The sequence below is a fragment of the Brevibacterium sp. NPDC056726 genome (genome assembly GCF_042790515.1).
Taxonomy (GTDB): Bacteria; Actinomycetota; Actinomycetes; order Actinomycetales; family Brevibacteriaceae; genus Brevibacterium; species Brevibacterium sanguinis.
Map to the genome: position 1 here is coordinate 175,183 of NZ_JBHTYZ010000005.1, position 23,941 is coordinate 199,123.

Genomic DNA, 23,941 nt, shown 5'->3' on the forward strand with positions numbered 1-23,941 from the left:
TTCGATATCGATCAGGGGGATCACCTCCGGGGGCGGGGATTGGGCAGGCTATCTCTTCAGTTTTCCAGCTGCGAGCCCAATAATCGAATGCAACTCTCTGACACGGAGCAGAAAACAGGCGCCGATGTAGACAAGGAGCATGACCGATCCGACGACAGCCGTGGTGACGAAGGCCTGCCATCGGCCGGCCAGGGCGAAGTCGGGGAAGAGCAGGAGCATTCCGAATCCGGCGAGGCCGGCCGCGAGCGCCGCGATGAGGAACTTCACATGCGCCTTCGCGATCGCTCTGATGTCGATGTCGCCGAGGCGGCGGCGCAGGATCGCGAACGAGAGGATCATCGCGAACAGGTACCCGAGGCTCATGACGAGGCCGATGATCGCCACCGTCACGGACTTCGGGAAGATCGACGCCGAGAGCACCGCAAGGGACTGGAAGATGATCTGGGGCAGCTGGATGAAGAACGGGGTGCGCGCGTCCTCGTAGGCGTAGAAGACGCGCTGGGCGAGATAGTTCGCACTGAACGGGATGAGTCCGAAGACCATCGTGATGATGACGAGTCCGACCGCCGTCGCCTGTTCCCGGCCGGAGCCGGCGATGATCATCGCCACGGGCGAGGCGAGGACGACGAGGGCGGCGACGGCGAAGGAGTTGATGAGCCCGACGGTGCGCACGCCCATTGAGAAGTCCGACTTCACCGCTGCCGTGTCGTGGTCGGCGGCGTTCCTGCTCAGCGACGTGAAGAGGGCGGTGGCCAGGGAGACCGCGATGAGCGAGTGCGGAAGCATGAAGACGAGGTAGGCATTGGTGTACGCCGCGTTCGACGCGTTCCCTTCCCCCGGCACCGAGGCGCCGGCGGCGACCCGGGAGATGATGAGGAATCCGAGCTGTCCGACGAGCATCGCCGCGAACGTCCAGAACGCGACCTTGCCGGCGGTGCCGAGGCCGACTCCGCGGAATCCGAAGGTCGGCCGGTATGAGAACCCGATGCGCTTGAGCGGCCAGATGAGGATGAGCGCCTGCGCCGCGACGCCGAGCGTTGCCGACCCGCCGAGGAGGGCGATCTTGTCCGGCGTCCACGTGTCGAGGGTGTGCGGGGAGGCGGTGTTCGTGCCGAAGACGACGATGAAGATGAGCAGGCCGATGATCGCGACGACGTTGTTGAGCACCGGGGCCCACATGTAGGGACCGAACGACGACTTCGAGTTGAGCACCTGGCCGAGCAGCGTGTAGAGCCCGTAGAAGAAGACCTGCGGCAGACACCAGTAGGCGAAGGCCGTGGCCAGTGCCAGCTGTTCGGGGCTCCATCCCGAGGAGTAGAGCCACACGAGGATCGGCGCGGCGAGCGTCGCGATGACGGTGACGATCGTCAGCAGGAGGAACGAGAGGGTGAGGAGGCGGTTCGTGTAGTCCTGGCCGCCGTCGTCGCGCTTGGCCGCACGGACGAGCTGCGGGACGAGGACGGCGTTGACGACACCGCCGGCGAGCAGCATGTAGAGCGTGTTCGGGACCTTGTTCGCGACGTCGAAGGCGTCGGCCTGCACTGCGGTGATGCCGATCGCGGTCGCGAGCAGGGAGGCCTTGACGAGGCCGAGGATCCGCGAGGTCAGGGTGCCTGCCGTCATGATCGCCGACGAGCGGGCGAGCGAGGAGAATGACGCCACTTACTGTCCCTTCCTCTCGGGGTTGTCGTTCTTCGCCCGGGCGACCGCTGCGGCCAGCTGCTGCTCCGGGATCTTCCTGCGTCCGCGGCGCACGGACTTGACCAAGCCGATCACGAACACCGCCGCGAGCGCCAATCCGACGACCGCGGTGCCGATGTTCTCCCAGTCCGCGCGCACCCGCACGAGCAGGGAGGTGCTCTGCGGGAGGACGACCCCGGATTCGGAGATCATCTCGATGCGCGTGGGCACGTCGGCATTGGCGAGCCCCTCGACGGGCACGTCGACGCGCATCGTCTCCGCCGGGGGCACGACGACGGTCTCCGTCGTCTGCGCCCGCAGCTGCGGAGTCTGCGGTTTCATCGAGAGCTTGAGCGTCGCCTCGGCGCCGGAGTCGTTGACGATCGTCACGGGGATCGTCGTCTTCTCCCCGGTGACGAGGAGCACCGACGATCCCTTCTCGAGGTAGAGGCTGTCGAGCTGGGCCTGGCTCGTCTGCTGCGCCTGGTCGAGGCACGTCGCGGAGTCCCCGCCGAGCGTCCACGCCACCGAGGTGCAGCCGAGCAGCGCACGATCGGTGCGGCGATTCGCGGCGTCAGGATCGGTGAAGACGCTGTTGAACTGCGTCTGCCGGGCACGGATGTCGGCGAGCCCTTCGAGCGTGCTCGTGGCGATCCGCTCGGGATCCTGCGCCTTCTGGAGCAGTCCGCGCGGCTCGATGTCGCTGCTGAGCAGGCTGTCGAGGTTGGCGGCGTCGACCCACGGGGAGCCGGCGACCGTGGAGACGACCTGCTCCCACTGCGCCGAGGCGGTCGTCCGCGGCAACGGGACGAGGAGGTGGCGGGACCGGTTGGGGGCCTCGGACTGGATCGCCGCGGTCGTCGCGACGAGCTCGCTCATCGCCGCGGCCGGCCGGTCGGCGGCGATGACGTCGGCACTGGCGGCAGTGAGAGCGGAGTCGCTGATGAGCGTTTCGACCATCGCGCTGCCGTCGGAGTTCGTCCGCGTCTGCGAGTGCGCGCTCTCCCGGATGCCCGACAGCGGCGGCTGCTGGACGTCGTCGAGGATGATCGTCTTGTTGCCGGCCGCCGAGAGCGCGGCGAGATCGGCGCGGGTCGCCGTCCCGGCGATCGGCCATCCGATGTCGGTCCGCGCCTTCGGCAGGACGTCCTTGACGAGCCGCTTCTCCTCCTGCGCGAACCGGCCGAGGTCGTCGAGCTCCCTGCCGGCCAGCGAGGCCTGATCGGGATCGCCGAAGGGCAGCGCGATGACGGTGTGGGAGCCGGCGGTTGCGAGGAAGTCCCGGTACCACGTGTCGAGCCGCTGTCGACGCTCTTCTGCCGCCCTCTCCTCTTCCGGGCTCTGCGCGCCCGGATCGTCCTCGGGCGGCGCGGTGCCGGCGTCCGTCGCCGGAGCCGAGGGCTCCTCGGTGGCAGCGGGGTCTCCGTCGTCGCCGGGCGGCGGCGGTTCGGCGACGGCAGCCTCGAACGAGGCGATGATCCGCGGGTCGAGGGCGATCGCGACGCCGGGGGTCTGGAGGACTCCGTTGACCGCGGTGAGCGGGCCGTCGGCGGCGATGGCCCGATCGAGCTCCTCGGCGCTGATGAGTCCGTCGCCGGTGTAGCCGGGCAGCGTCACCGGGGCGAGGAAGCTGATCCGGGTCTGATCGAACTTCGGATCCGGGTACCACGTCGTGAATGCGACGCCGGTCGCCAGCGCCCCCGAGGTGTCGCTGAGCTGGACGCTGAGACCGCGCGGGCCCCACGAGGTGTTCGGCGAGGACCGGGGCAGGCCGAGCTGGTCGGCGGGCACGGTCATCGTGAATTCGCCGGTGGCGCCCGGGCTGAGCCGGTCGGCGAACGTCGCATCGACGGCGGTGACCGGGTCGCTGTCGGCGGAGCTGCGGTTCCGCGCATCGGGTCCGTTGTCGTCGAGATCGGCGATGACCCGGTGCATCGACGGGTCGGTCTTCCACGCCTCGATGCGGTATTCGGCGTCGAGGTTGCGCGTCGACATGCCCAACCGCAGAGTGGGGTCGGAGATCGCGGCATCCGTCGAGTTCGTCACCGTCCCGCGGACCGTGAGCGTGCCGCTGCCGTTGAGCCAGGGGGTCACCTCGGTGAGGGCGATCGAGACGCCGGTTCCCGATTCCCCGCCGTCGGTGTCACCGCCGTCGGCGGCCCCGCTGCCGCTCGAGCGCGTCGGTGAGGCGGTGCCCGACTGGCTCGCCGAGGCGGTCAGCGGGTAGGCGAAGACCGACCCTGCCAGCAGCAGGGTCGCACTCAGCAGCGCGAAGAGAAAGCGCGTGATCACAGGTCCTCTGACTTCATCCGGCGGTCCACCGGGACACCGCTCTCACAGCTCCCACCTGCGCACCATGGGACGAGCAGCGGCGACGATGCGGCGCTCGTTGGCGAACGACAGCTTCGATCGCAGGTCGTCGAACGGCACCCAGGCGGCGTCGACGGCCTCCTGATCGGGATCGTTGTCGACGGTGAGCGTGCCCGACCTTGCGCGCAGGAGGAAATGGTGGACGAGCTTGTGGATCCGGATGCCGGTGACGGTGAACCAGTAGTCGACGGTGCCGAGCGGGCAGATGACCTGGCCGGAGATCCCGGTCTCCTCCTCGACCTCACGGCGGGCCGCCTCGGCGGCGGTCTCCGCTCCCTCGAGATGGCCCTTGGGCAGGCACCATTCGAGTCTGCCCGCCCGATTGAGCCGGGCGATGACGGCCACACTGAGATCATCGCTGGCGAAGTCGACGACGATGCCCCCGGCGGAAGTCTCCTCGACCGTCGTGCGGCGGGATGCCCGGGGTCCAGGTTTGGGCATCGGTGTGGTCATTCTCCTACCTTAATGGTCGATTCTTGGAAGTTTCGTCCGACGCGCTCCCGGTAGGCTGGAGGTTGCCTCCGGCAGGGAACCTGACGATCGAGAAGAAGGAGTTCGGTGGATCCGCAGAGCGCGCACGTCCGGCTGTACGACAGGCTCGACGACCTCGATGACATCCTCGAGCCCCTCGGCCGCCGCTTCGCTGACGCCGGCTTCGAACTCGCCCTCGTCGGCGGGTCCGTGCGTGACGCACTTCTCGGTCGGCCGATGCCCGATCTCGACTTCACCACCGACGCCCGGCCCGACGACATCCTCGCCCTCATCTCCGACTGGGCCGACGCCCACTGGGACATCGGTCGCGACTTCGGCACGATCGGAGCGATGAAGTCCGGCGTCCAGATCGAGATCACCACCTACCGAGCCGAGGCGTACGAGCCCGAATCGCGCAAACCCGTCGTCCGGTTCGGCGACAGCCTCGACGACGACCTCGTCCGCCGCGACTTCACGATCGGGGCGATGGCCGTCCGCCTGCCCGAGAAGACCTTCGTCGACCCCCACCAGGGCTTCGACGACCTCCTCGCCGGGCGCATCCGCACCCCCGGGGCGGCCGAGGACTCGTTCTCCGACGACCCGCTGCGGATGATGCGGGCGGCCCGGTTCACCTCCCAGCTCGGCCTCGACCCGGACCCCGAGGTCGAAGCGGCGATGGAGGCGATGGCGGGACGGATCGCGATCATCTCCGCCGAGCGCATCCAGGTCGAACTCGTCAAGCTCATCACCGGCACGGACCCGGCCGCCGGCATCGATCTCCTCGTGCGCACCGGGCTCGCCGACCATGTGCTCCCCGAGGTCTCCGGCCTGCGGCTCGAGACCGACGAGCACCACCGGCACAAGGACGTCTACCAGCACAGCCTCACCGTGCTCCGGCAGGCCGTCGACCTCGAAGCAGAGTACGCGGCGCGGCAGCGACGCGCGGACATGAGCGCCGACGACCCGCAGCACCTGCCCGAACCCGACTTCGTCGTCCGGTTCGCCGCGCTCATGCACGATGTCGGCAAACCCGCGACGCGCAACTTCGTCAACGGCGGGGCCGTGACCTTCTACCATCACGATGTCGTCGGCGCGAAGCTCACCGCGAAGCGGATGAAGGCCCTGCGCTTCGACAAGGACACGACGAAGGCCGTGGCCCGCCTCGTCGAACTCCACCTGCGCTTCTACGGCTACGGCGACGCCGGCTGGACCGATGCCGCGGTGCGCCGCTACGTCACCGATGCCGGGTCCCTGCTCACCCGCCTCCACATCCTCACCCGCGCCGACGTCACGACGCGGAACCGGAAGAAGGCCGACCGGCTCGCCTTCGCCTACGACGATCTCGAGCACCGGATCTCCGCGCTCGCCGCACAGGAGGAGCTCGCTGCGATCCGCCCCGACCTCGACGGGCGGCAGATCATGGAGATCCTCGGCATCGAACCCTCCCCGCTCGTCGGGAAGGCGTACAAGCACCTCCTCGAGCTGCGTCTCGAGCACGGGCCGTTGGGGACTGAGCGCGCCGAGGCGGAGCTGCGGGCCTGGTGGGCGGAGAACGCTCCCGCGGAATGAGAGCGCAGGTCACCCCACCCCTGCCGGTGTCGCAGCGGGAGGGCACCTGGTAACTTCGGTCTCGAGACCATGTGTCCGTCGTCACAGGCGACGGTGAGCGAGCACGCGAGGAGACCGTGATGACCGTGACCGACGAGTTCCGCAGCGCCAGGGACCGGCTGATCGACCTGCGCACCGACTACGAGGCCGCGCGGGCCGACTTCGCGTGGCCGCAGTTCACGCACTTCAACTTCGGCATCGACTGGTTCGACCAGATCGCCGTCGACAACGACAACCCCGCGCTGTGGATCGTCGAACAGGACGGCACGGAGGGCAAGTGGAGCTTCGCCGAGCTCGCGGCCCGCTCGAACCAGGTGGCGAACTTCCTCCGGCGGGCAGGCGTCAAGCGCGGCGACCACGTCATGGTCATGCTCGGCAATCAGGTCGAGCTCTGGGAGACGATGCTCGCCGGCATCAAGCTCGGCGCCGTGCTCATGCCGACGACCACGCAGCTCGGACCGATCGACCTCGACGACCGGGTCGAGCGCGGGCAGGCGGAGTTCGTCGTCGCCGGCCCCGAGGACGCGGCGAAGTTCGACGACGTCGACGCCGAGGTCATCCGCATCGTCGTCGGCGGCGAGCCGACCAGGCAGCAGGACTACGACTACGCCGACGCCGATGAGGAGAGCACCGAGTTCGACCCGCACGGCCGCTCCCGGGCCGACGACCTGCTCCTCCTCTACTTCACCTCGGGGACGACGTCGAAGGCGAAGATGGTCGCCCACACCCACGTCTCCTACCCCGTCGGCCACCTCTCGACGATGTACTGGATGGGCCTGACCCCCGGCGACGTCCATCTCAACGTCGCCTCGCCCGGCTGGGCCAAGCACGCGTGGTCGAACATCTTCACCCCGTGGATCGCCGAATCGTGCGTGTTCCTCTACAACTACTCCCGCTTCGACGCCAACGCCCTCATGGAGACCATGGACCGGGTGGGCGTGACGAGCTTCTGCGCCCCGCCGACCGTGTGGCGGATGCTCATCCAGGCCGACCTCACCCAGCTGAAGACCCCGCCGACGAAGGCGCTCGGGGCCGGCGAACCCCTCAATCCCGAGGTCATCGACCGGGTGAAGAGCGACTGGGGCGTGCTCATCCGCGACGGCTACGGACAGACCGAGACGACCCTGCAGATCGGCAACTCGCCGGACCAGCCGCTCAAGTCCGGGTCGATGGGCAAGGTCCTGCCCGGGTACGACGTCGTCCTCATCGATCCCGCGACCGGCGAGGAGGGCAGCGAGGGCGAGATCTGCCTGCTCCTCGATCCTCCGCCCCTGGGGCTGACGGCCGGATACTGGAACAATCCGGAGAAGACCGCCGAGGCGTTCGCCGGCGGCGTCTACCACACCGGTGACGTCGCGGAGCGGGACGAGGACGGCTACATCACCTACGTCGGGCGCGCCGACGACGTGTTCAAGGCCAGCGACTACCGGCTCTCCCCGTTCGAACTCGAGAGCGTGCTCATCGAGCACGACGCCGTCGCCGAGGCGGCCGTCGTCCCCTCCCCGGATCCGGTGCGGCTCAACGTGCCGAAGGCCTACGTGGTGCTCACCGGCGGATACGAGGCGAACGCGGAGACCGCGCGGGACATCCTCGCGTACTGCCGCGCCAACCTCGCCCCGTACAAGCGGATCCGCCGCCTCGAGTTCGCCGAGCTGCCCAAGACGATCTCCGGCAAGATCCGCCGCGTCGAGCTGCGGGCACGGGAGGATCAGCTCCACCCCTTCAGCGGCGAACCGGTCGTCGAGGGGACCGAATACGCCGACACGGACTTCGACCTCAAGGGGTGAGCGGATCGCGGATTCGGCGGCACCGGGGACGACCCCATAGGATGGGCACCGAGGTGCCGCTCTGCCTGAATGTGAGGAATCACGCAGTCTGAGTGTTTGCTTTACGCAAACGCAGGTATAACCCCAGGTGAACAGGGGTGCGGTACGCTGTCTGCTCTACCGCAGAGTAGTTGAATGCGCGCGTAATCCCGCATTTTTCACGGTGTTCCAATGAACGCGTGCGAAACTGAAACCCATTTGTGACCCTTTTTCCACCCCCGTCGCGACTCCGCTGCGGCGCACGGAGAAGACCTGGAGGACTGTGGATGGCCAAGGCTGAGAATCCCACGAACACCAAAGGCAGGACGGCGAAGAATCTGCTCAACTACCCGCGTGCGGGCGTGAGCGGCTGGACGCGCTTCCTGCCGAGTCTTCGCATCCTCGTCGTCGGCGGCCTCAGCGCCGTCATCCTCGGATGCATCGCGTTCGCCATCGGCTATGCGACGACCGACATCCCCGAGCCGAACCTCGAGGCCACCGGGCAGACGTCGACGATCTACTACGCCGACGGCGAGACGCCGATCGGCCACTACAAGATCGAGGACCGCAAGTCGGTGCCGATCGACGAGATCTCCGAGCCGATGCAGAAGGCGGCGATCGCCGCGGAGGACACCTCCTTCTATGAGAACCGCGGCATCTCGGTCAAGGGTCTCTCCCGCGCCGTCGTCGGCGTCGCGACGAACCAGTACGCGGGCGGCGGGTCGACGATCACCCAGCAGTACGTGAAGAACTTCTACCTCACGAACGAGCACTCCCTCGACCGCAAGGTCAAGGAGATGTTCATCGCGCTCAAGATCGACCAGCAGCAGAGCAAGGACGAGATCCTCGCGAACTACCTCAACACGATCTACCTCGGCCGCCGCTCGTACGGCATCGAGGTCGCCAGCCAGAACTACTTCGGCAAGTCGGCGAAGGACCTCGACGTCAGCGAGTCAGCGCTGCTCGCCGCGATGATCCAGCGCCCCGGCGCCGCGGACCCCGCAGAGGATCCGGGTGCCTACGAGGACCGCTTCAACTACGTCATCAAGTCGATGGTCGACGAGGGCTTCATCACCCAGGAGCAGGCCGACCAGGTCGAGATGCCCGAGGTCCAGCCTCCGAGCAAGGAGGACTCCCTGAGCGGCCAGAAGGGCTACATGTGGGAGTACGTCCGCAAGGAGGCGATGGCCAAGCTCAACATCGATGAGTCGCAGCTCGACCGCGGCGGCTACAACATCGTCACGACCTTCGACGAAGACCGGATGAAGGAAGCCGAGAAGGCCATCGAGTCGCTGCCGAGCAACCAGCCGAAGGGACTCCAGGCCGGACTCGTCTCGATCGACCCGAAGACCGGTGGCATCGAGGCGTTCTACGGCGGCAAGAACTACCTCGACCAGGCGTTCAACACCTCGACCCAGGGTCACGCGCAGGCGGGCTCGACGTTCAAGCCGTTCGCTCTCGTGGCCGGCTTCGAGAACGGCGTGCGCCTGTCCGACCGCTATCCCGGCAGCCCGACGACGCTGAACAACGACGGCACGCCGTGGGAGGTCAGCAACTTCGGCAACTCGAGCTACGGTCCGGTGACGCTGCTCAAGGCCACACAGTCCTCGATCAACACCGCGTACGCCGCGCTCAACGTCCAGGTCGGTCCCGACAAGACCGTCGACGTCGCGCAGCGGGCGGGTCTGAGCCCCAACTGCACGAAGGAGCAGATGGCTTCAGGCGATACAGCCAGCTGCACGATCGACCTCACGCCGAACGCCGCGAACGTGCTCGGCACCCCGAGCGTCAAGGTCGTCGACATGGCGACGGCATACGCGACGTTCGCGTCGAACGGCGTCCGCCACGAGACCCACTCGATCGAGTCGATCTCGAAGGACGGCGAAGAGGTCTACAAGGCCGACACCGAGGGCGAGCGGGTCTTCGACAAGGCCGTCGCCGCGGAGACCACCTACGCGCTCAGCCAGGTCGTCAACGGCGGTTCGGGCAGCTACGCGCAGAACCTCGGCCGTCCCGCCGCCGGCAAGACCGGTACGTCGACGTCGAACAAGTCCGCCTGGTTCTCCGGCTACACCCCGCAGCTGGCGACCTCGGTCGTCCTCTACCGTGAGGTCGACGGCAAGTCGGTTCCGATCGGACCCTACGGCGGTCGCGGCGAGGTCACGGGCGGATCGTTCCCGATCCAGGTGTGGACCGACTACATGAAGGCCGCCCTCGAGGGCACCGAGGTCGAGAAGTTCCCGAAGCGCGGAACCCTGCCCGAGGTGAAGAAGCCCGTCAACACGAACGCTCCTCCGGCCCCGCGTCCGCAGCCGAAGGACGACGGTGAGGACACGAAGAAGAAGGCGCCGGTCGACGAACCGACGAAGAAGCCTGCCGACGACGAGAACAAGGACTCGGAGAAGGACAAGGAGAAGGACGCCGATTCGTCGTCCGACTCCAACGAGTCCGCCGACGGGTCGAAGGACAGCGAAGGCTCGAAGGACACCGGAGACACCGGAAACGACACCGGGTCGTCGACCGGCGGCGGTAACCAGGGCAACGAAGACGGCGGTGGCACGAGCACCGGCGGAGGCGGCTCCCGCGACGGCGGAGGCTCCGGTGGCGGTGGAGGCTCCGGTGACGGCGGAGGCGGCGGTTCCGGTGGCGACACCGGCGGCGGCAACGGCTCCAGCGGCGGGAGCGGAAACGGCGGCTCCACTCGCGCGCCGGTCGCACCGGGCGGATGATTCCGCTCGGGGAAGCCGTGACCGGTAACCTCTGAATATGCCTTCGAACCACGCCACCCGGATCGCCGAGCCCCTGCTCGGCGGTCCGGACGGCATTCACCGCGGTGTCGCCTCGGCGGTGTACCGGCGCACTCAGGCCTATGTCCTCGCCGGCGTCCTCGGGGTGACGACGTTCCTCGCGCTCGCCCTCCAGGCGCCGTGCCTGAGCTCGGGCTACCAGCAGCCGAGCGCCGCGGCGAGGATGTGCGCCGGTCCCCTCTCCGCATCGTTCCTCGGTCAGCTCAACCCGCAGGCGGTGGGCCGGGCCGACGGCGGACTCGCCGACCTCTCCGTCATCGACGCCCGCCTCGTCGGTCTCTTCCGGCTCGTCACCGACGACGTCTCCGTGTTCATGACGTTCGTCCTCCTCATCAACGTGTTCGCCGTCGCAGCGAGCGGTGTCGCCCTCCTCATCCTCGCCCGGCAGCGGGCCTGGCTCGTCGCGGTCTTCGCCTCACCGGCGATCCTCTTCACCCTCGGCTCGACGCTCGACCCGCTCGCCCTGGCGCTCAGCCTCTGGGCGGTCGTCCTCGTCGTCGCCCCCGCACCGGTGACACCGCAGCCGTGGCTGGCGGGGATCCTGCTCGGCATCGCCACGTTCATCAACCCGCTCGCCCTCCTCGTCCTCGCCGCCCTCACCCTCTCCGGGCTCCACCCGGCCGGGCGGCTCGCCCCGCGCAGCCCGCTGATGATGATCGCAACCGCGACGATCACCTCGGCGCTCCTCCTCATCGCCGACGGCACCGCGCTCAGCCGGATCGTCCACTGGACGACCGACGCGATCGACGGCGGCTCGTTCGCCTCGATCCTGCTCATGGCCCGCATCGGGAACGCGGAGACGTGGGCGATGGTGTGGATCGTCGTCAGCGGACTCGCGGTCCTCGCCGTCGGCGCGGCGATGGTCGTCGTCGCCCGGCGCGGCATCGATCCCGCGGTGGCCGCGTGCCTGCTCATCGGTTCGGCGCTCGTGTTCGCCCCCGGGCTCATGCCGTGGGATTCGCTGTGGATCCTGCCGTTCCTCGCCCTCGCCGTCTCCCGCTGGTGGGTGCTCATCGCCTGGGCGCTCGTCGAGGCGGTCTTCGCCGTCGCGATCCAGCTCGGCGACATCGCCGCGAGCGAGCCGGACAAAGCCCTCGAACCCTCGTTCATCGCGCTCTTCGCCCTGCTCCGGCTCTTCGTCCTCATCATGGTCATCGTCTTCGCCGGGGAGAACCTCCACCGGCGGCGCATCCGCGGGCGGCTGCGCGACCCTCAGCCGCCTCGGCGCAGCGACGCGAACGATCCCCGGCCGGAGCCCGCGGTCGCCGGGAACGGGGAGCCGCCTCGGCGCGGAGATCAACCGGCAGAGCGTAAGCCAGGGCACGGACCATCGACATGACAGCCTGCGGGGACGTCCCGTAGAATAGTGAGGTCTGTTCTCATTTCGCACACCGGTGCGAAGGCGGAACGGCAACGCATTTACCCTCCTGCCATGGACCGACCATGGCCGCTGAGACCAGAGGAGGTGGGTGACACATGCGTCATTACGAGCTCATGCTCATTCTCGACAACGACCTCGAAGAGCGGACGTTGGCTGACACCGTGAACAACCTGATCAAGGTTGTCCCGGCCGAGAAGGGAACCGTCGACAACGTGGACATCTGGGGACGTCGGCGCTTCGCCTACGAGATCCAGAAGAAGTCCGAGGGCTACTACGTCGTGGTTGATTTCCACGCGGAGCCGGCCACGACCAAGGAACTCGATCGCCAGCTCGGACTCAACGAGTCCGTTCTGCGCACCAAGATCCTCCGCCCGGACGCCAAGTAAGCGTCACGCGACCTCGCTGACAGGAGCATTCAATGGCAGGCGAAACAGTCATCACGGTCGTCGGGAACCTGACAAGCGATCCCGAACTGCGCTTCACACCCAACGGTGCTGCAGTCGCGAACTTCACCGTGGCCTCGACGCCGCGCATCTTCGATCGTCAGTCCAACGAGTTCAAGGACGGGGAGACCCTGTTCCTGCGCTGCTCGGTCTGGCGTGAAATGGGAGAGAACGTCGCCGAATCGCTGCAGCGGGGCACACGGGTCATCGTGCAGGGCCGACTGAAGTCGCGCTCGTTCGAGACCAAGGAAGGCGAGAAGCGCACGGTCATGGAGCTGGACGTCGACGAAGTCGGCCCCAGCCTGCGCCGTGCCACCGCCCAGGTCTCGAAGAACGAACGCGGCGGAGGCGGATTCTCCGGTGGTGGCGGCTACGGCGGCAACCAGCAGGGTGGCGGCCAGCAGGGCGGCTACCAGCAGCAGTCGTCGGGCTGGGGCAACAACCCGCAGCAGGGCAACCAGCAGCAGGGTGGCCAGCGCCAGGGCGGCTACAACCAGGGGAACAACGGTCCGGGCAACGACCCGTGGGCATCATCGAGTCCGCAGAACGACAACGGCGGCTGGGGCAACCCCGGCGCCGACGAACCGCCGTTCTGATCCACGCACAGACATTTCTCACACAGGAGATACTCATGGCAAAGCCAGAGATCCGGAAGCCTATCAAGAAGAAGGCGAATCCGCTCAAAAAGGGCGAAGCGGCGAACATCAACTACAAGGACACCGCAACGCTCCGCAAGTTCATTTCTGACCGTGGCAAGATCCGTGCACGTCGCGTCACCGGCGTGACCGTGCAGGAACAGCGCGTCATCGCGAAGGCCGTGAAGAACGCCCGCGAGATGGCACTCCTGCCCTACTCGAGCTCTGCTCGCTGATCGGAGGAGAACAGACATGCCTAACCGCAAAGTGATTCTCACCCAGGAAGTCGACGGCCTCGGTGCCGCCGGCGACATCGTCGACGTGCGCGCCGGTTACGCGCGCAACCTGCTCGTTCCCCGCGGCTGGGCCACCCCGTGGACCCAGGGTGCGGAGAAGCAGATCGTCGCCCTCCGCAAGGCCCGCCAGGCCAAGCAGATCGCCGATCACGACGAAGCTGTCCGCGTCAAGGAGCAGCTCGAGACGACGAGCGCCCGCATCGAGCTCAAGGCCGGAAAGAACGGTCGCCTCTTCGGCGCCGTCACCCCCGCCCTGGTCGCCGAGGCGCTCCAGACCGCAACCGGACACGACTTCGATCGTCGTCAGGTCGCGCTCACCGGTCATGTCAAGACGCCCGGCAGCTACACCGCTGTCGTGCGCGTCAACGACGACATCACCGCGAACGCCAAGTTCGACGTCATCGGCAAGGCCTGACCGACCGCGGCTGAGTCCGCTGCCGGCGGTCCGCGCTCGCTGTGTGCGGGTCGGACCGCTGGTGTCGGGTGATTCTGCTCCGGGTCAGCTGAGTCCTGACACGACGAGCGCCGGGTGCTCCCGTAAGGGGGCACCCGGCGTTCGCGCATTCACGGGCAGGGAATATTCTCGGGCGATCATGGTTTCAATCTATAACGGGGTGACAAAAAGTAACCCCAGGAGAAAGGAACACCATGACCGACATCGGTCCCGCGAACTTCAACGGCGCTCGTCCCGTCATCGATCCCGAGAATGCCGTCCTGCTCATGATCGACCATCAGAGCGGACTCTTCCAGACGGTCAAGGACATGCCCATGACTACCTTGCGCCGTCATGCGGCCGCGCTGGCGAAGATCGCCTCGCTCGCTGACATCCCGGTCATCACGACCGCCTCGGTGCCGCAGGGCCCCAACGGTCCGCTGATCCCGGAGATCCACGAGAACGCACCCCATGCGCAGTACGTCGGGCGCAAGGGCGAGATCAACGCGTGGGAGAACCCGGACTTCGTCGCGGCCGTCAAGGCCACGGGCAGGAAGCAGCTCATCATCGCCGGCACCATCACCAGTGTGTGCATGGCCTTCCCGGCGATCAGCGCCGTCGCCGACGGCTTCCAGGTCTTCGCGGTCGTCGACACCTCGGGCACCTACTCGAAGATGGCGGAGGAGATCACCCTGGCGCGCATCGTCCAGGCCGGCGTCGTGCCGATCGATGTCGCGGCCGTGGCGTCCGAGCTGCAGCACACGTGGAATCGTGAGGACAGCGGCGAATGGGCACAGGCCTACACGCAGATCTTCCCCGAGTACCAGCTGCTCATCGAAAGCTACGCGAAGGCCCAGGAGGTCGAGCGCACGCAGGAGACTGCTGACTCCATGAAGTGAGGAAGGTGCGATCTGTCGCCCTGAAGCAAGGGTTGGCTCGCTGACGTGAGGGAGCGGCCGGTCGGATGACCAGCCGCTCCGTCATCTTCGGGGTGCTCCGTCGTCGTGAGGTCTGGACCGTCGTGAGGTCTCGACCGTGGACTGGCGCTGAGGGCGCTGAGCCCTCAGGGCTCGTCGGGATCGGCGTCCATCTCCTGCGCCCAGGTGCGGAGGGCATCGAAGGCCGGGCGCAAACGGAGTCCGCGCGGCGTGAGCGCGTAGGTCACGGTGATCGGGGGGCCGGTGTCGACTTGGCGTTCGACGAGTCCGAGGGCTTCGAGCTCGCGCAGCCGTTCGCCGAGGACCTTGTTCGACAGGCCCTCGACGCCGCGCTCCAACTCGCTGAAGCGGGCGGGACCCTGGAGGAGCAGGTCGATGATGAGCCCGCTCCAGCGCTTTCCCAGCACCCTCCACGCACGGTCGGTCGAGGTGCAGAGGTCGGTACCCAGCACATCAGCCATGCGACCAGAATACCAAGGCGGCCGATCGTCGATTCCGGGCCGGTGCGCGGCTGAGTCCGGGGCCGTCACTGCCGTCGGCCCGACGAATTGGCTGGCTGTGAGACGGGTGAGATCCGGCTGTGTTGTGGCAGAGTGTTCTCGTAAGCCGCATTGCCTCAACCGGCATTATCGGACCGTCCCTCTGCGACCTCACTCGAACGGAGCACCCACCGATGAAGCAGTTCCTCATCAGCGCGACGGGTCGTCTCATCGCGTCCATCGTCATCGGCGTCGTCGTGGGCTGGATCGTCGGCGCCTTCACCACCACGGGCGACGGCTTCCTCGTCGGCATCTCCACGGCGACGACGTTCTTCGTGCTCGTCGGGACCGCCGCCCTGTGGCCGATGTCGTCGGAGGAGACGAAGTCGAACGCGAGCCGCGAGGACTTCAACCCCGTCCTCGACGAGGTGGTCATCACGATCGCCCAGCTCTGCGGCCTCGGCGGCATCGTCCTTCTCCAGGTCGTCGGCGGATCGCAGGCCGGCAACTGGGAAGCCGCGATCGCCCTCCTCGGCGTCTTCATGTCGTGGGCCGGCCTGCAGATCCTCTACAGCGCCCGCTACGCCTACATGTACTTCGGGGACGGCACTCCCGGCGGCATCGACTTCAACTCCGACCGCGTGCCCAACTACAAGGACTTCCTCTACTTCGGCTACGCGGTGGGCATGACCTTCGGCGTCACCGACACCTCGGTCTCCGATACGCAGATCCGCGCCGTCGTCCTGCGCCACAGCCTCCTGTCCTACGTCTTCAACGCCGTCATCCTCGCCACGGCGATCAACCTCGTCGTCGGGGTCTTCTCGAACTGAGAGCGCGACCGCGGTCGGCAGGGCTGCGGTGCGGACGCATGGCCGGGGTGCGCACGGCCGGAGCCACGGGGTCGTCGGTTCAGACTGCGCGCGCTGACTGTGGCTGGGCTTCCGGAGGTGGATCCCGCTCGATTTCCGGCTCGATCTCGAGCGGGATCCACCTGGCAAGCAGGGCCAAGGGTTGTGTGTGCCGCCCAGGGGTGTCTCATCGCTCCGGGTAGGTGATGCGGTTGTCAGTGGAAGTCGCGGTCACCGAGGGCTAGGGGAAGCCAGCAAAAGCAGCGCGCGATTGCGCGTCTGCAGATCGGCGGTTCCGACGGCCTCGGCCAGCGCGCGCCGCATTTCACATCGACTTTCCTGCGACATGGTCAGCTGGTCAGAGTGTGTGGAGACCATCGAGAGCCACTCGTGAGCCGCATACCACCGCGGTTCGTCGCAAGTGATCTCGCGGACCTCGAAGTCGTGAGCCTCGAGCCGGGCGACATCTGGATGAGAGGCATCGTCTGGTTCTGGTTCCGGAACGGCACGGGGAAGGAATTGTTCGTAGACGCCGGCAATCTCCGCTGCGCGGCCGTCAACGGGCTCGATTCGATTCCACATCAGGGCGAGTCGACCTTCCGGACGGAGAATCTGTCGGATTTTCGGCAACGCGGTTGCCGGATCCACCCAATGGAACGATTGCCCGAACGTGACAAGATCGAACGTCCTGTCGCCAGCGTCCCAGGACTCGAATGTGGAGACTTCGACCTGGCACCCTTTGCTTCGGGCGACCTCCGCCATCTCGGGGTCGGGTTCGACCGCAGTCACCTCACAACCCGAAGCTGTGAGCTGTGCTGAGAATATTCCAGTGCCTGCTCCGACATCGAGCACACGCGTCGGCCGGACGTCAGCAGGGAATTCGCCGAGCACCTCAGTGAGGAGAGCGCCCGGATACCGCGGACGGACGCGATCATAGGTCTCGGCGACCGAACCGAAGGATTCGGCCCGTGCACGGTTCTCGAAAGGCTCCATCTGCGCATCTTAGCCGCGCGATCAACCCGCAATGCCGGTTCGGACAGCCGCCGCGTTTTGAGTGCGGACGGATTTCCGGAGGTGGATCCCGCTCGATTTCCGGCACGATCTCGAGCGGGATCCACCTCGCAAGCGGGGTCAAGGGTTGTGTGCGGAGGTGCGGGGGTGTCTCACTGCTCCGGGTAGGTGATGCGGACGTCGGCGGAGTCCCCGCGATCATCCGCGGGCATGGATCCGGCGCTGCCACCGGGCTCGCCCTCGATGACGGCACCGGAACTGAGCTCCGCCTCGGCGGTCTGACCGGGACCGAGGACATGGAGAACCTCACGGTCATGCGCGAGCAGATAGTCGGCGATGATGCGCCGATGACAGCGCCACCACACGGCTTCCGAGCACATCACCGCGCACCGCCGCTCATCGCCCCAGTCCAGCAGCACGGCGATGTCGGCGGCGAACTCCGCGCCGAGGGCGTGATCGGCATAGTTGTGGAAGCTGCGGTTCTCCCACCACGCGTTGACCTCAAACGGCACGTCCCGGCTGACGGGTCGCCGCCCGGTGAGACCGTCGAGCCGGCGCAGCTCGATGCCGACCGCGGCCAGCGCATCGCCGAGCACATCCTCGTTGAACTGCGGATTCGCGTTCGACCCGGGCAGCTTGCGGACGTCGACGACCACCTCGGCGCCGGAGTCGCGGAGCAGGTCGATGAACTCCTTCAGGGAGCGGTTCGAATGGCCGATCGTGAGGAAGTCCGGCACCGAGGCGGGCCCGCCGCGGGCGGGCTGGTGGGCGATCTCCCGGTCCGGCTCGTCGGCGGTCATTCGTCGTCGATGAGGCGGAGCGCGCTGCCCTTGTGCGCGGCGATGTGATCGGTCCTGTCGCTCCTGATCTCGTACTGCGGGTCGGCCTCCGAGGCGCGGTGGGTGTGGCCCTTGTAGTCGAAGTCCGAGGTGTGGACCCTGATGATGTGGCCGGAGACCTCGCCGGCCTCGGAGTTCCACCCGACGTGATCGCCGACGGAGAATTCGTGTGCCATGTCGATCTCCTTCAGAAGCCGATGCGCTCAGCCGGGGGGAACCGGGTGCAGACGACGCTTTCGTTGAGCGGGGCCGGCTCGAGGCAACTCGGAACGCCCTCGTCGAAGACGAGGAGGAGCGCTGTGTCCCTCTCGAGGTCGGTCAGTGCTCGGATCATGCCTCCACGGTACTCCGGCCGGCCGCAGCACTCACAGGGGCTGCACGCGGCAGGGCGCGTTCCCAGGCGCAGTCCAGCCGGTCGGCATCGAACCTGCGCCGAGGTTCGCTAAAGTCAGTGCCCAGGGGGTAACAATGACGATCGAGAGAACCGAGCCGGTGCCGCGCTTCGACGGCCCGAACGAACTCACACCCGAGGACCGGGAACGGGCCAGGGGCCTGCGGAAGATGCGCACGCTGGCGCTCTCACTGCTCATCCTCGCGACCCTCATCTTCCTCGCCACGAACCTCTTCACCGATCTGTCCGGCGTCTGGGGATTCGTCGCCCGCGGCGCCGAGGCCGCGATGATCGGCGCGATCGCCGACTGGTTCGCCGTCACCGCCCTCTTCCGGCATCCCCTGGGCCTGCCGATCCCGCACACCGCGATCATCCCCCGGAAGAAGGACGCTCTGGGAGCGAGCCTCTCCGCCTTCGTCGCAGCGAACTTCCTCCACGCCGAGGCGGTGTCGACGAAGATCCGCTCCGCCCACGTCGCACAGCGCGCCGGCGAGTGGCTGAGCAAGGCCGCCAACCGCGACCTCGTCGTCGACCGGGCCGCCGCCGGTCTCGAATACGTCCTCTCCCGCATCGACGACAAGTCGATCGTCGCCCTGACGAAGAACGTCATCCTCCCGCGCCTCATCGCCACCCGGAAGTCTCCGGTGCTCGGCAAGCTGCTGCGCCAGATCGTCCTCGACGGCGCCCACCACAAGCTCGTCGACCTCGTCGTCGCCGAGGCGTACACATGGCTGAGCGACAACCCGCAGGTCATCGACGAGATCGTCCACAACCGCGCCCCGTCGTGGGTGCCCGACTTCGTCAACGAACAGCTCGCGAACCGCCTGCAGCGCGAGATCCTCGGCTGGCTCGTCGACGTCCGCGACAACCCTTACCACAAGGCCCGCCAGGCCCTCGACGCGTGGCTCGTCGACCTCTCCACCGACCTGTCGACCGACACCCCGCTGGCCGACAAGGCCGAGGACATCATCAACGACCTCCTCACCCAGGACGGCGTCGTCGACTCCGTCCTCGAGATCTGGACCTCGCTCAAGCAGCTCCTGCGCGAGGCGATCATCGAACCCGACGGTGAAGTGCGCGGCCGCATCGCCGACCTCATCGGAGAATTCGCCCAGCGCCTCCAGACGGACACGGAGTTCGCTGAGACGATCGACGACCGCGTGGCCACGACCGCCGGCGACCTCGCCGAGAGCTTCGGACCCGAGATCGCCAGCGTCATCTCCGACACCATCGAACGCTGGGACGCGAAGGAGGCCGCCGACCGCATCGAGCTCTACGTCGGCCGCGACCTCCAGTACATCCGCATCAACGGCACCGTCATCGGCGCCCTCGTCGGCATCCTCCTCCACACGGTCATCGTCCTCATACCCGGGTGAGGGGTCACCTCACGCCTCGGCGCGGCCGCCCGTGTCACCGCGCGTCCGCGCCCGGCGCCTGCCGACGTACCCGACGACGAGGACGACGGCGATGCCGACGACGGCCCCGAGCAGCGTCTCGACCCCGCGGTCGATGATGAGCGTCGACCGCGGGATCGGATGCGCGAGCTGCGTCATGAGTAGGATCATCGGTGTGAAGAACGTCAGCGCGAACCCGTAGTTGCGCATCATCAGGTACTCGGTGGGGAACTGCAGGAGGATGACCGGGATCGCCAGCCACAGCGGTGACGGGTCCGGCCAGAGGATGAGCGCGGTGACGATGAGCCCGGAGAACGTCCCGAGCACCCGGTGCACGCCGCGGGCGATGCGGCCCGGCAGCTCCGCGGCGGCCAGGGGCACCGCTGCCGACGCCATCGCCCAGTACGCATGGTCGAGACCGATGAGCACCCCGATGAGACCCGCCGAGGCGACCGCCACCGCATACGTGGCCGCATGCCTGAGCATGGCGAGAGCGTGGGGACCGCGGAACGGGGTGATCATCCGTCGGGACCCCGCCCGCCACGTCCGCGTGCGGAACCATCCGAGGAAGCCCAGGGTGATCGCGAAGGCCGCCGCGAGGACGCTGATCCCGATGGGGATCCACGGCGGTGCGAGCGGTTCGACCGAGGCGCACGCCCCGAGGGCGAAGATGCCGAAGAACGGTCCCCCCGGACGCATCCGCGCGCGGTCGGCGATGATCGACCCGACGGCGGCGAAGAACGCCTCGATCGCGATGAGGGCGAAGACCGGGGTGTCGAGCATCGCGAGCATGACGCCGATGACGACACCCGAGAGCAGCAGCACTGCGGCCTGCAGCTGGTGGATGAGGCGCAGCTGGTGCGCCTCACCGCGACCGTACATCCCGCAGAACGCCCCGAAGACCGCGTAGATGATGAACTGCTCGTACCCGAGGAGAAGGAGGACGAGGGAGGGAATCGCCACGCCGAGACCGACCCTGAGCGGTGCCCGCCGATCGTCGTCGGTGGGTTCGAGACGCAGGGTCCCGCGGATGTACTCGGCGATCCTCTTCATGGCCGTGCAGCGGTCGGCGCGACCACCGCGCCTGCCCGGGTCGTCGGGCCGGCGCCGGGCACGCGGAACCGCGGTCAGTCCTCCTGGTGAATGAGCTGAACGAGATTGCCCACCGTGTCGTTGAGAACCGCGGTGGTGATCGGTCCCATCGACAAGGGCTTCTGTGTGAACTCTACTCCGAGGGCGCTGAGGCGCTGGTATTCGGCCTCGACGTCGTCGACGGCGAACTGGTTGATCGGGATCCCGTCGGCCATGAGCGCTGCCGTGTAGTCCCCGGCCGCCGGATGACCCTTCGGTTCGAGGACGATCTCCACTCCCTCCGGATCCTCGGGCGAGACGACGGTGAGCCACCGCGCGTCTCCGACGGGAACGTCGAACTTCAGCCGGAATCCGAGCTTGTCGGTGTAGAAGTCGAGCGCGCGCGCCTGGTCGTCAACGGGAATGCTGATCCACTGGGCCTTCATGACGGTGTCTCCTTACTCAGGCGGTGCCTGGGGTGATGCGGGTGGGTCGGTGTCCGGTGGTCGGGCGTCTCGCGTCCCGCCGGTCCAGCGATCGAACGCTGTGCGCAGCGGCGCGGGATCGAGTGTGTGGTACTTGTAGCGCCCCTCGCGGCGGGTGACGACGAGACCGGCGGATTCGAGCACCTCGAGGTGTTGGGACACCGCTTGGCGTGAGAGCCCGAGACCATGCCGATTGGCCAGACGCGAGCAGATCTCGAAGAGAGTCTGATCATCGCGTTCGGCGAGTTCGTCGAGGATCGTCCGCCTGGTCGGGTCGGCGATCGCCTTGAAGAGGTCGGCCACACCGACACCATAGGCAAGTACTGACTTGCATGTCAATGGACGCAGGTCACATTCGGTCGCGATTTCCCTCCGCGACTCTCGGGTTTTCCTCGCGCCAGTCGTGGGAGGACTGCATGGCCGCTGGCAGCGGCCTGCGAAAGCATTGAGTCATGACCACAACACACATGCCTGCGATCATCACGGCCTCCTCTGTCACCAAGCACTACAACCAGACCTACGCCCTTGCCGGCGTCGACCTCACGATCGGCCTCGGCGAGTCCCTGGCGATCATGGGACCCTCCGGTTCCGGCAAGACGACCCTGCTCCACTGCCTCGCCGGCATCCTCCGTCCCGACGAGGGCCACATCCGTCTCCTGCCCACCGACCGCAGCGCCGCCGCGGACATCACCTCGCTCAAGGAGGCCGGCCGCACCGCGCTGCGCCGGGAGGTCTTCGGGTTCGTCTTCCAACAGGGTCTGCTCCTGCCCGAGCTCTCCGCCGAGGACAACGTCGCGCTCGCCGCGATGCTCGCCGGAATGAACCGCGCCGAGGCGACGAGGCACGCTCGTGCGTGGCTCCAGCGCCTCGGCCTCGCCGAGCACCTCACCAAGCGCATCGGCCAGCTCTCCGGCGGACAGGCCCAGCGCGTGGCCATCGCCCGCTCGCAGGTCACCCAGCCCGTCGTCACCTTCGCCGACGAGCCGACCGGCGCGCTCGACTCCCGCACCTCGACCGAGGTCCTCTCCGAACTGCTCGCCTCGACGACCGGGCGCGGTTCGACGCTCGTCGTCGTCACCCACGACGAGAACGTCGCCGCCCGCTGCTCCCGCGTCGTCCGCCTCGCCGACGGCCGCATCGTCTCCGACTCCGCCGCGCAGTATGCGGCGAACAACGGGTGAGGCCGATCATGAAGGTCCTCCCACTCGTCCTGTCGAAGCAGACGTTCACGTCCCCGACCGCGCGCCTCGTCGCGATCGCGTTCTTCGCCTGCTCCACCCTCTTCCTCACCGTCGCCGCCGGTGCGTGGGCGTTCAACGACCGCCCCGATGTGCCCCGCTACGCCGAGGTGGTCGACCTCTACCGGATGCTCGCGATCCTCGCCACGGTCTTCCTCGTCGTGCCGGCGATCAGCCTCGGCGTCGCCTCGGCGAAGCTCAGCGCCCGACGCCAGGATGAGCGCCTCTCCACGCTCTCCCTCCTCGGCGCCTCGAAGGGCACCGTCCGGCTCGTCGCGGTCGCCGAACCCTTCATCCCCGCTGCCGCCGGGATCCTCGCCGGCATCGTCGGATACCTCGCTCTCGCCTACCCGCTGAGCCTCATCGTCTTCACCGGCGTGCCGCTGGGCTACTCCGCCCTCCTCATGCCCCTCTGGCTGCTCGCCGGGGTCGTCGCCGCTCTCCTCCTCATCTGCCTCCTCGCCGCACTGGTCGGTCTGCGGAAGGTCATCGTCTCGCCCCTCGGCGTGCGGACGCGGTCGCTCGGGCGGAAGTTCCCCCTCCTGCGCATCATCGCCGTCGTCGTCCTCGCCATCGGCATGGTCGCCGCCCTCGTCTTCTCCCTCCAGGACGGACAGTCGCAGCGCACCGCGATCATCGCGAGCATCCTCACGATCGGCGTCGCCCTCCTCCTCATCAACGTCCTCGGCGTCCTCGTCATGCGGGTCCACGCCTGGATGAGCGGCAAGACGGCGCGGCGCCCGGCCGGCATGCTCTCCGCGGCGATGATCGCCGACGCCCCCGCACAGTACTGGCGGAGGGTCGCCGGGCTCGCCCTCATCACGTTCATCGCCGTCGTCGGCGGCACCGGGGCGGCGATGATGCGCGGCAGCGGCGACGAGATGAGCGCGGCCGAACGCGAGCTCATGGGACCGCTGCAGTACACCGGCGACGACGTCTTCACCGGCCTCATCCTCACCCTGGCGATCGCCTTCGTCCTCATCGTCGTGTCCGCGACGATCAATCAGGCCGCGGACATCCTCGACCGCGCCTCGACCTACCGGGAGCTCCACGCCGCCGGCATGTCACCGGCGATGATGCACGGGGTCACCGTGCGCGCCGTGATGTCCCCGATCGTGCTTGTCACCCTCGTCTCGCTCGTCCTCGGCGGACTTCTCGCGATCGCCATGGCCTCGGCGAACGACCTCGGTGATCCGATGACCATCGCCGTCGTCGCCTCCGTCCTCCTCGGCGGCATCGCGATGGTGTGGCTGGGACTGCAGTTCACCCGTCCGCTCGTCCGGCGCGTCACCGCGGTGACCGCCTGAGGCCCCGCCTC

24 protein-coding genes are annotated in these 23,941 nt (G+C 67.7%); 13 read left to right on the plus strand and 11 right to left on the minus strand.

All coding sequences use genetic code 11. From position 1 onward, the window contains the following. Window positions 1-48 precede the first annotated feature (48 nt). The 3 genes from murJ to ACFQ91_RS12050 are packed head-to-tail and all read right to left on the minus strand — an operon-like array spanning window position 49 to window position 4,503. The gene (gene murJ, locus ACFQ91_RS12040; protein WP_211978521.1) at window positions 49-1,662 is read right to left on the minus strand and encodes a murein biosynthesis integral membrane protein MurJ; all 1,614 of its coding nucleotides are present in this window, start codon (window positions 1,660-1,662) and stop codon (window positions 49-51) included. Then, on the minus strand, window positions 1,663-3,972 hold the full coding sequence (locus tag ACFQ91_RS12045) for a DUF6049 family protein (RefSeq protein ID WP_211978522.1): 2,310 nt from the start codon (window positions 3,970-3,972) through the stop codon (window positions 1,663-1,665). It lies immediately after the preceding gene. Window positions 3,973-4,014: 42 nt separating this feature from the next. Then, the gene (locus tag ACFQ91_RS12050; protein WP_198500078.1) at window positions 4,015-4,503 is read right to left on the minus strand and encodes an NUDIX domain-containing protein; all 489 of its coding nucleotides are present in this window, start codon (window positions 4,501-4,503) and stop codon (window positions 4,015-4,017) included. A gap of 105 nt (window positions 4,504-4,608) precedes the next feature. Between ACFQ91_RS12050 and ACFQ91_RS12055 the strand changes: the two genes are divergently transcribed. From ACFQ91_RS12055 to ACFQ91_RS12095, 9 genes are all read left to right on the plus strand, one after another. Further along, entirely contained in the window at window positions 4,609-6,090 is a 1,482-nt protein-coding gene (locus ACFQ91_RS12055; protein ID WP_211978523.1) for a CCA tRNA nucleotidyltransferase, read from the plus strand. Window positions 6,091-6,209: 119 nt separating this feature from the next. Further along, a complete protein-coding gene (locus ACFQ91_RS12060; RefSeq protein WP_282959866.1) occupies window positions 6,210-7,916 on the plus strand; it encodes an AMP-binding protein in 1,707 nt (568 codons plus the stop codon). 305 nt (window positions 7,917-8,221) lie between these two features. Beyond that, window positions 8,222-10,663: a transglycosylase domain-containing protein gene (locus tag ACFQ91_RS12065; RefSeq protein WP_249120968.1), complete on the plus strand. Its 2,442-nt coding sequence runs from the start codon at window positions 8,222-8,224 to the stop codon at window positions 10,661-10,663. Between the two features lie 37 nt (window positions 10,664-10,700). Then, complete coding sequence (locus ACFQ91_RS12070; protein ID WP_211978525.1) at window positions 10,701-12,080, plus strand: hypothetical protein; 1,380 nt, start codon at window positions 10,701-10,703, stop codon at window positions 12,078-12,080. Window positions 12,081-12,217: 137 nt separating this feature from the next. Then, window positions 12,218-12,508 carry a 30S ribosomal protein S6 gene (rpsF, locus tag ACFQ91_RS12075; RefSeq protein ID WP_137825555.1) on the plus strand — a complete coding sequence of 97 codons (291 nt, stop codon included), beginning with the start codon at window positions 12,218-12,220 and terminating at the stop codon, window positions 12,506-12,508. A 32-nt stretch (window positions 12,509-12,540) separates the two neighbouring features. Continuing rightward, a complete protein-coding gene (locus tag ACFQ91_RS12080; protein ID WP_137825554.1) occupies window positions 12,541-13,161 on the plus strand; it encodes a single-stranded DNA-binding protein in 621 nt (206 codons plus the stop codon). A 35-nt stretch (window positions 13,162-13,196) separates the two neighbouring features. Further along, complete coding sequence (rpsR, locus tag ACFQ91_RS12085; RefSeq protein ID WP_009376853.1) at window positions 13,197-13,436, plus strand: 30S ribosomal protein S18; 240 nt, start codon at window positions 13,197-13,199, stop codon at window positions 13,434-13,436. A gap of 16 nt (window positions 13,437-13,452) precedes the next feature. Continuing rightward, window positions 13,453-13,911 carry a 50S ribosomal protein L9 gene (gene rplI, locus ACFQ91_RS12090; RefSeq protein ID WP_137825553.1) on the plus strand — a complete coding sequence of 153 codons (459 nt, stop codon included), beginning with the start codon at window positions 13,453-13,455 and terminating at the stop codon, window positions 13,909-13,911. Between the two features lie 233 nt (window positions 13,912-14,144). After that, on the plus strand, window positions 14,145-14,828 hold the full coding sequence (locus tag ACFQ91_RS12095; RefSeq protein WP_211978526.1) for a hydrolase: 684 nt from the start codon (window positions 14,145-14,147) through the stop codon (window positions 14,826-14,828). Between the two features lie 164 nt (window positions 14,829-14,992). On the opposite strand, the gene ACFQ91_RS12100 is transcribed toward ACFQ91_RS12095, so the two are convergent. Next, window positions 14,993-15,328 (minus strand): helix-turn-helix domain-containing protein, encoded by a 336-nt coding sequence (locus tag ACFQ91_RS12100; protein WP_198500072.1) that lies wholly within the window; start codon window positions 15,326-15,328, stop codon window positions 14,993-14,995. Window positions 15,329-15,540: 212 nt separating this feature from the next. Between ACFQ91_RS12100 and ACFQ91_RS12105 the strand changes: the two genes are divergently transcribed. Beyond that, window positions 15,541-16,176 (plus strand): DUF1345 domain-containing protein, encoded by a 636-nt coding sequence (locus ACFQ91_RS12105; protein WP_211978527.1) that lies wholly within the window; start codon window positions 15,541-15,543, stop codon window positions 16,174-16,176. A 249-nt stretch (window positions 16,177-16,425) separates the two neighbouring features. On the opposite strand, the gene ACFQ91_RS12110 is transcribed toward ACFQ91_RS12105, so the two are convergent. The 4 genes from ACFQ91_RS12110 to ACFQ91_RS12125 all read right to left on the minus strand — a co-directional run bounded on the left by ACFQ91_RS12110 (window position 16,426) and on the right by ACFQ91_RS12125 (window position 18,378). Next, window positions 16,426-17,187: a bifunctional 2-polyprenyl-6-hydroxyphenol methylase/3-demethylubiquinol 3-O-methyltransferase UbiG gene (locus ACFQ91_RS12110; protein ID WP_211978528.1), complete on the minus strand. Its 762-nt coding sequence runs from the start codon at window positions 17,185-17,187 to the stop codon at window positions 16,426-16,428. Window positions 17,188-17,357: 170 nt separating this feature from the next. Next, the gene (locus ACFQ91_RS12115) at window positions 17,358-18,005 is read right to left on the minus strand and encodes a DUF488 family protein (RefSeq protein WP_211978529.1); all 648 of its coding nucleotides are present in this window, start codon (window positions 18,003-18,005) and stop codon (window positions 17,358-17,360) included. Beyond that, window positions 18,002-18,220 carry a DUF2945 domain-containing protein gene (locus tag ACFQ91_RS12120; protein ID WP_211978530.1) on the minus strand — a complete coding sequence of 73 codons (219 nt, stop codon included), beginning with the start codon at window positions 18,218-18,220 and terminating at the stop codon, window positions 18,002-18,004. Before ACFQ91_RS12120 ends, ACFQ91_RS12115 begins: the two co-directional genes overlap by 4 nt. 11 nt (window positions 18,221-18,231) lie before the next feature. Then, entirely contained in the window at window positions 18,232-18,378 is a 147-nt protein-coding gene (locus tag ACFQ91_RS12125; RefSeq protein WP_211978531.1) for a hypothetical protein, read from the minus strand. A gap of 134 nt (window positions 18,379-18,512) precedes the next feature. Between ACFQ91_RS12125 and ACFQ91_RS12130 the strand changes: the two genes are divergently transcribed. After that, complete coding sequence (locus tag ACFQ91_RS12130; protein ID WP_211978532.1) at window positions 18,513-19,811, plus strand: DUF445 domain-containing protein; 1,299 nt, start codon at window positions 18,513-18,515, stop codon at window positions 19,809-19,811. Window positions 19,812-19,820: 9 nt separating this feature from the next. On the opposite strand, the gene ACFQ91_RS12135 is transcribed toward ACFQ91_RS12130, so the two are convergent. The 3 genes from ACFQ91_RS12135 to ACFQ91_RS12145 all read right to left on the minus strand — a co-directional run bounded on the left by ACFQ91_RS12135 (window position 19,821) and on the right by ACFQ91_RS12145 (window position 21,688). Then, window positions 19,821-20,882 carry an FUSC family protein gene (locus ACFQ91_RS12135; RefSeq protein ID WP_211978533.1) on the minus strand — a complete coding sequence of 354 codons (1,062 nt, stop codon included), beginning with the start codon at window positions 20,880-20,882 and terminating at the stop codon, window positions 19,821-19,823. 74 nt (window positions 20,883-20,956) lie between these two features. Then, window positions 20,957-21,346 carry a VOC family protein gene (locus tag ACFQ91_RS12140; protein WP_211978534.1) on the minus strand — a complete coding sequence of 130 codons (390 nt, stop codon included), beginning with the start codon at window positions 21,344-21,346 and terminating at the stop codon, window positions 20,957-20,959. Window positions 21,347-21,358: 12 nt separating this feature from the next. Then, on the minus strand, window positions 21,359-21,688 hold the full coding sequence (locus ACFQ91_RS12145) for a helix-turn-helix transcriptional regulator (protein ID WP_211978535.1): 330 nt from the start codon (window positions 21,686-21,688) through the stop codon (window positions 21,359-21,361). A 149-nt stretch (window positions 21,689-21,837) separates the two neighbouring features. On the opposite strand from ACFQ91_RS12145, the gene ACFQ91_RS12150 reads away from it, so the two are divergent. Continuing rightward, a complete protein-coding gene (locus ACFQ91_RS12150; RefSeq protein ID WP_211978536.1) occupies window positions 21,838-22,566 on the plus strand; it encodes an ABC transporter ATP-binding protein in 729 nt (242 codons plus the stop codon). 8 nt (window positions 22,567-22,574) lie between these two features. Then, the gene (locus ACFQ91_RS12155; RefSeq protein ID WP_249120969.1) at window positions 22,575-23,930 is read left to right on the plus strand and encodes an FtsX-like permease family protein; all 1,356 of its coding nucleotides are present in this window, start codon (window positions 22,575-22,577) and stop codon (window positions 23,928-23,930) included. Window positions 23,931-23,941 lie beyond the last annotated feature (11 nt).

Excerpts from the sequence above, each read along its gene's own strand:
- ACFQ91_RS12155 (WP_249120969.1), top strand. The coding sequence starts at position 22,575 with ATGAAGGTCCTCCCACTCGTCCTGTCGAAGCAGACGTTCACGTCCCCG.
- ACFQ91_RS12125 (WP_211978531.1), bottom strand. The coding sequence starts at position 18,378 with ATGATCCGAGCACTGACCGACCTCGAGAGGGACACAGCGCTCCTCCTC.
- ACFQ91_RS12080 (WP_137825554.1), top strand. The coding sequence starts at position 12,541 with ATGGCAGGCGAAACAGTCATCACGGTCGTCGGGAACCTGACAAGCGAT.
- ACFQ91_RS12105 (WP_211978527.1), top strand. The coding sequence starts at position 15,541 with ATGAAGCAGTTCCTCATCAGCGCGACGGGTCGTCTCATCGCGTCCATC.
- ACFQ91_RS12115 (WP_211978529.1), bottom strand. The coding sequence starts at position 18,005 with ATGACCGCCGACGAGCCGGACCGGGAGATCGCCCACCAGCCCGCCCGC.
- ACFQ91_RS12130 (WP_211978532.1), top strand. The coding sequence starts at position 18,513 with ATGACGATCGAGAGAACCGAGCCGGTGCCGCGCTTCGACGGCCCGAAC.
- rplI (WP_137825553.1), top strand. The coding sequence starts at position 13,453 with ATGCCTAACCGCAAAGTGATTCTCACCCAGGAAGTCGACGGCCTCGGT.
- rpsF (WP_137825555.1), top strand. The coding sequence starts at position 12,218 with ATGCGTCATTACGAGCTCATGCTCATTCTCGACAACGACCTCGAAGAG.
- ACFQ91_RS12120 (WP_211978530.1), bottom strand. The coding sequence starts at position 18,220 with ATGGCACACGAATTCTCCGTCGGCGATCACGTCGGGTGGAACTCCGAG.
- ACFQ91_RS12100 (WP_198500072.1), bottom strand. The coding sequence starts at position 15,328 with ATGGCTGATGTGCTGGGTACCGACCTCTGCACCTCGACCGACCGTGCG.
- ACFQ91_RS12135 (WP_211978533.1), bottom strand. The coding sequence starts at position 20,882 with ATGAAGAGGATCGCCGAGTACATCCGCGGGACCCTGCGTCTCGAACCC.
- ACFQ91_RS12060 (WP_282959866.1), top strand. The coding sequence starts at position 6,210 with ATGACCGTGACCGACGAGTTCCGCAGCGCCAGGGACCGGCTGATCGAC.
- rpsR (WP_009376853.1), top strand. The coding sequence starts at position 13,197 with ATGGCAAAGCCAGAGATCCGGAAGCCTATCAAGAAGAAGGCGAATCCG.
- ACFQ91_RS12065 (WP_249120968.1), top strand. The coding sequence starts at position 8,222 with ATGGCCAAGGCTGAGAATCCCACGAACACCAAAGGCAGGACGGCGAAG.
- ACFQ91_RS12140 (WP_211978534.1), bottom strand. The coding sequence starts at position 21,346 with ATGAAGGCCCAGTGGATCAGCATTCCCGTTGACGACCAGGCGCGCGCG.
- ACFQ91_RS12050 (WP_198500078.1), bottom strand. The coding sequence starts at position 4,503 with ATGACCACACCGATGCCCAAACCTGGACCCCGGGCATCCCGCCGCACG.
- ACFQ91_RS12110 (WP_211978528.1), bottom strand. The coding sequence starts at position 17,187 with ATGGAGCCTTTCGAGAACCGTGCACGGGCCGAATCCTTCGGTTCGGTC.
- ACFQ91_RS12070 (WP_211978525.1), top strand. The coding sequence starts at position 10,701 with ATGCCTTCGAACCACGCCACCCGGATCGCCGAGCCCCTGCTCGGCGGT.
- ACFQ91_RS12095 (WP_211978526.1), top strand. The coding sequence starts at position 14,145 with ATGACCGACATCGGTCCCGCGAACTTCAACGGCGCTCGTCCCGTCATC.
- ACFQ91_RS12150 (WP_211978536.1), top strand. The coding sequence starts at position 21,838 with ATGACCACAACACACATGCCTGCGATCATCACGGCCTCCTCTGTCACC.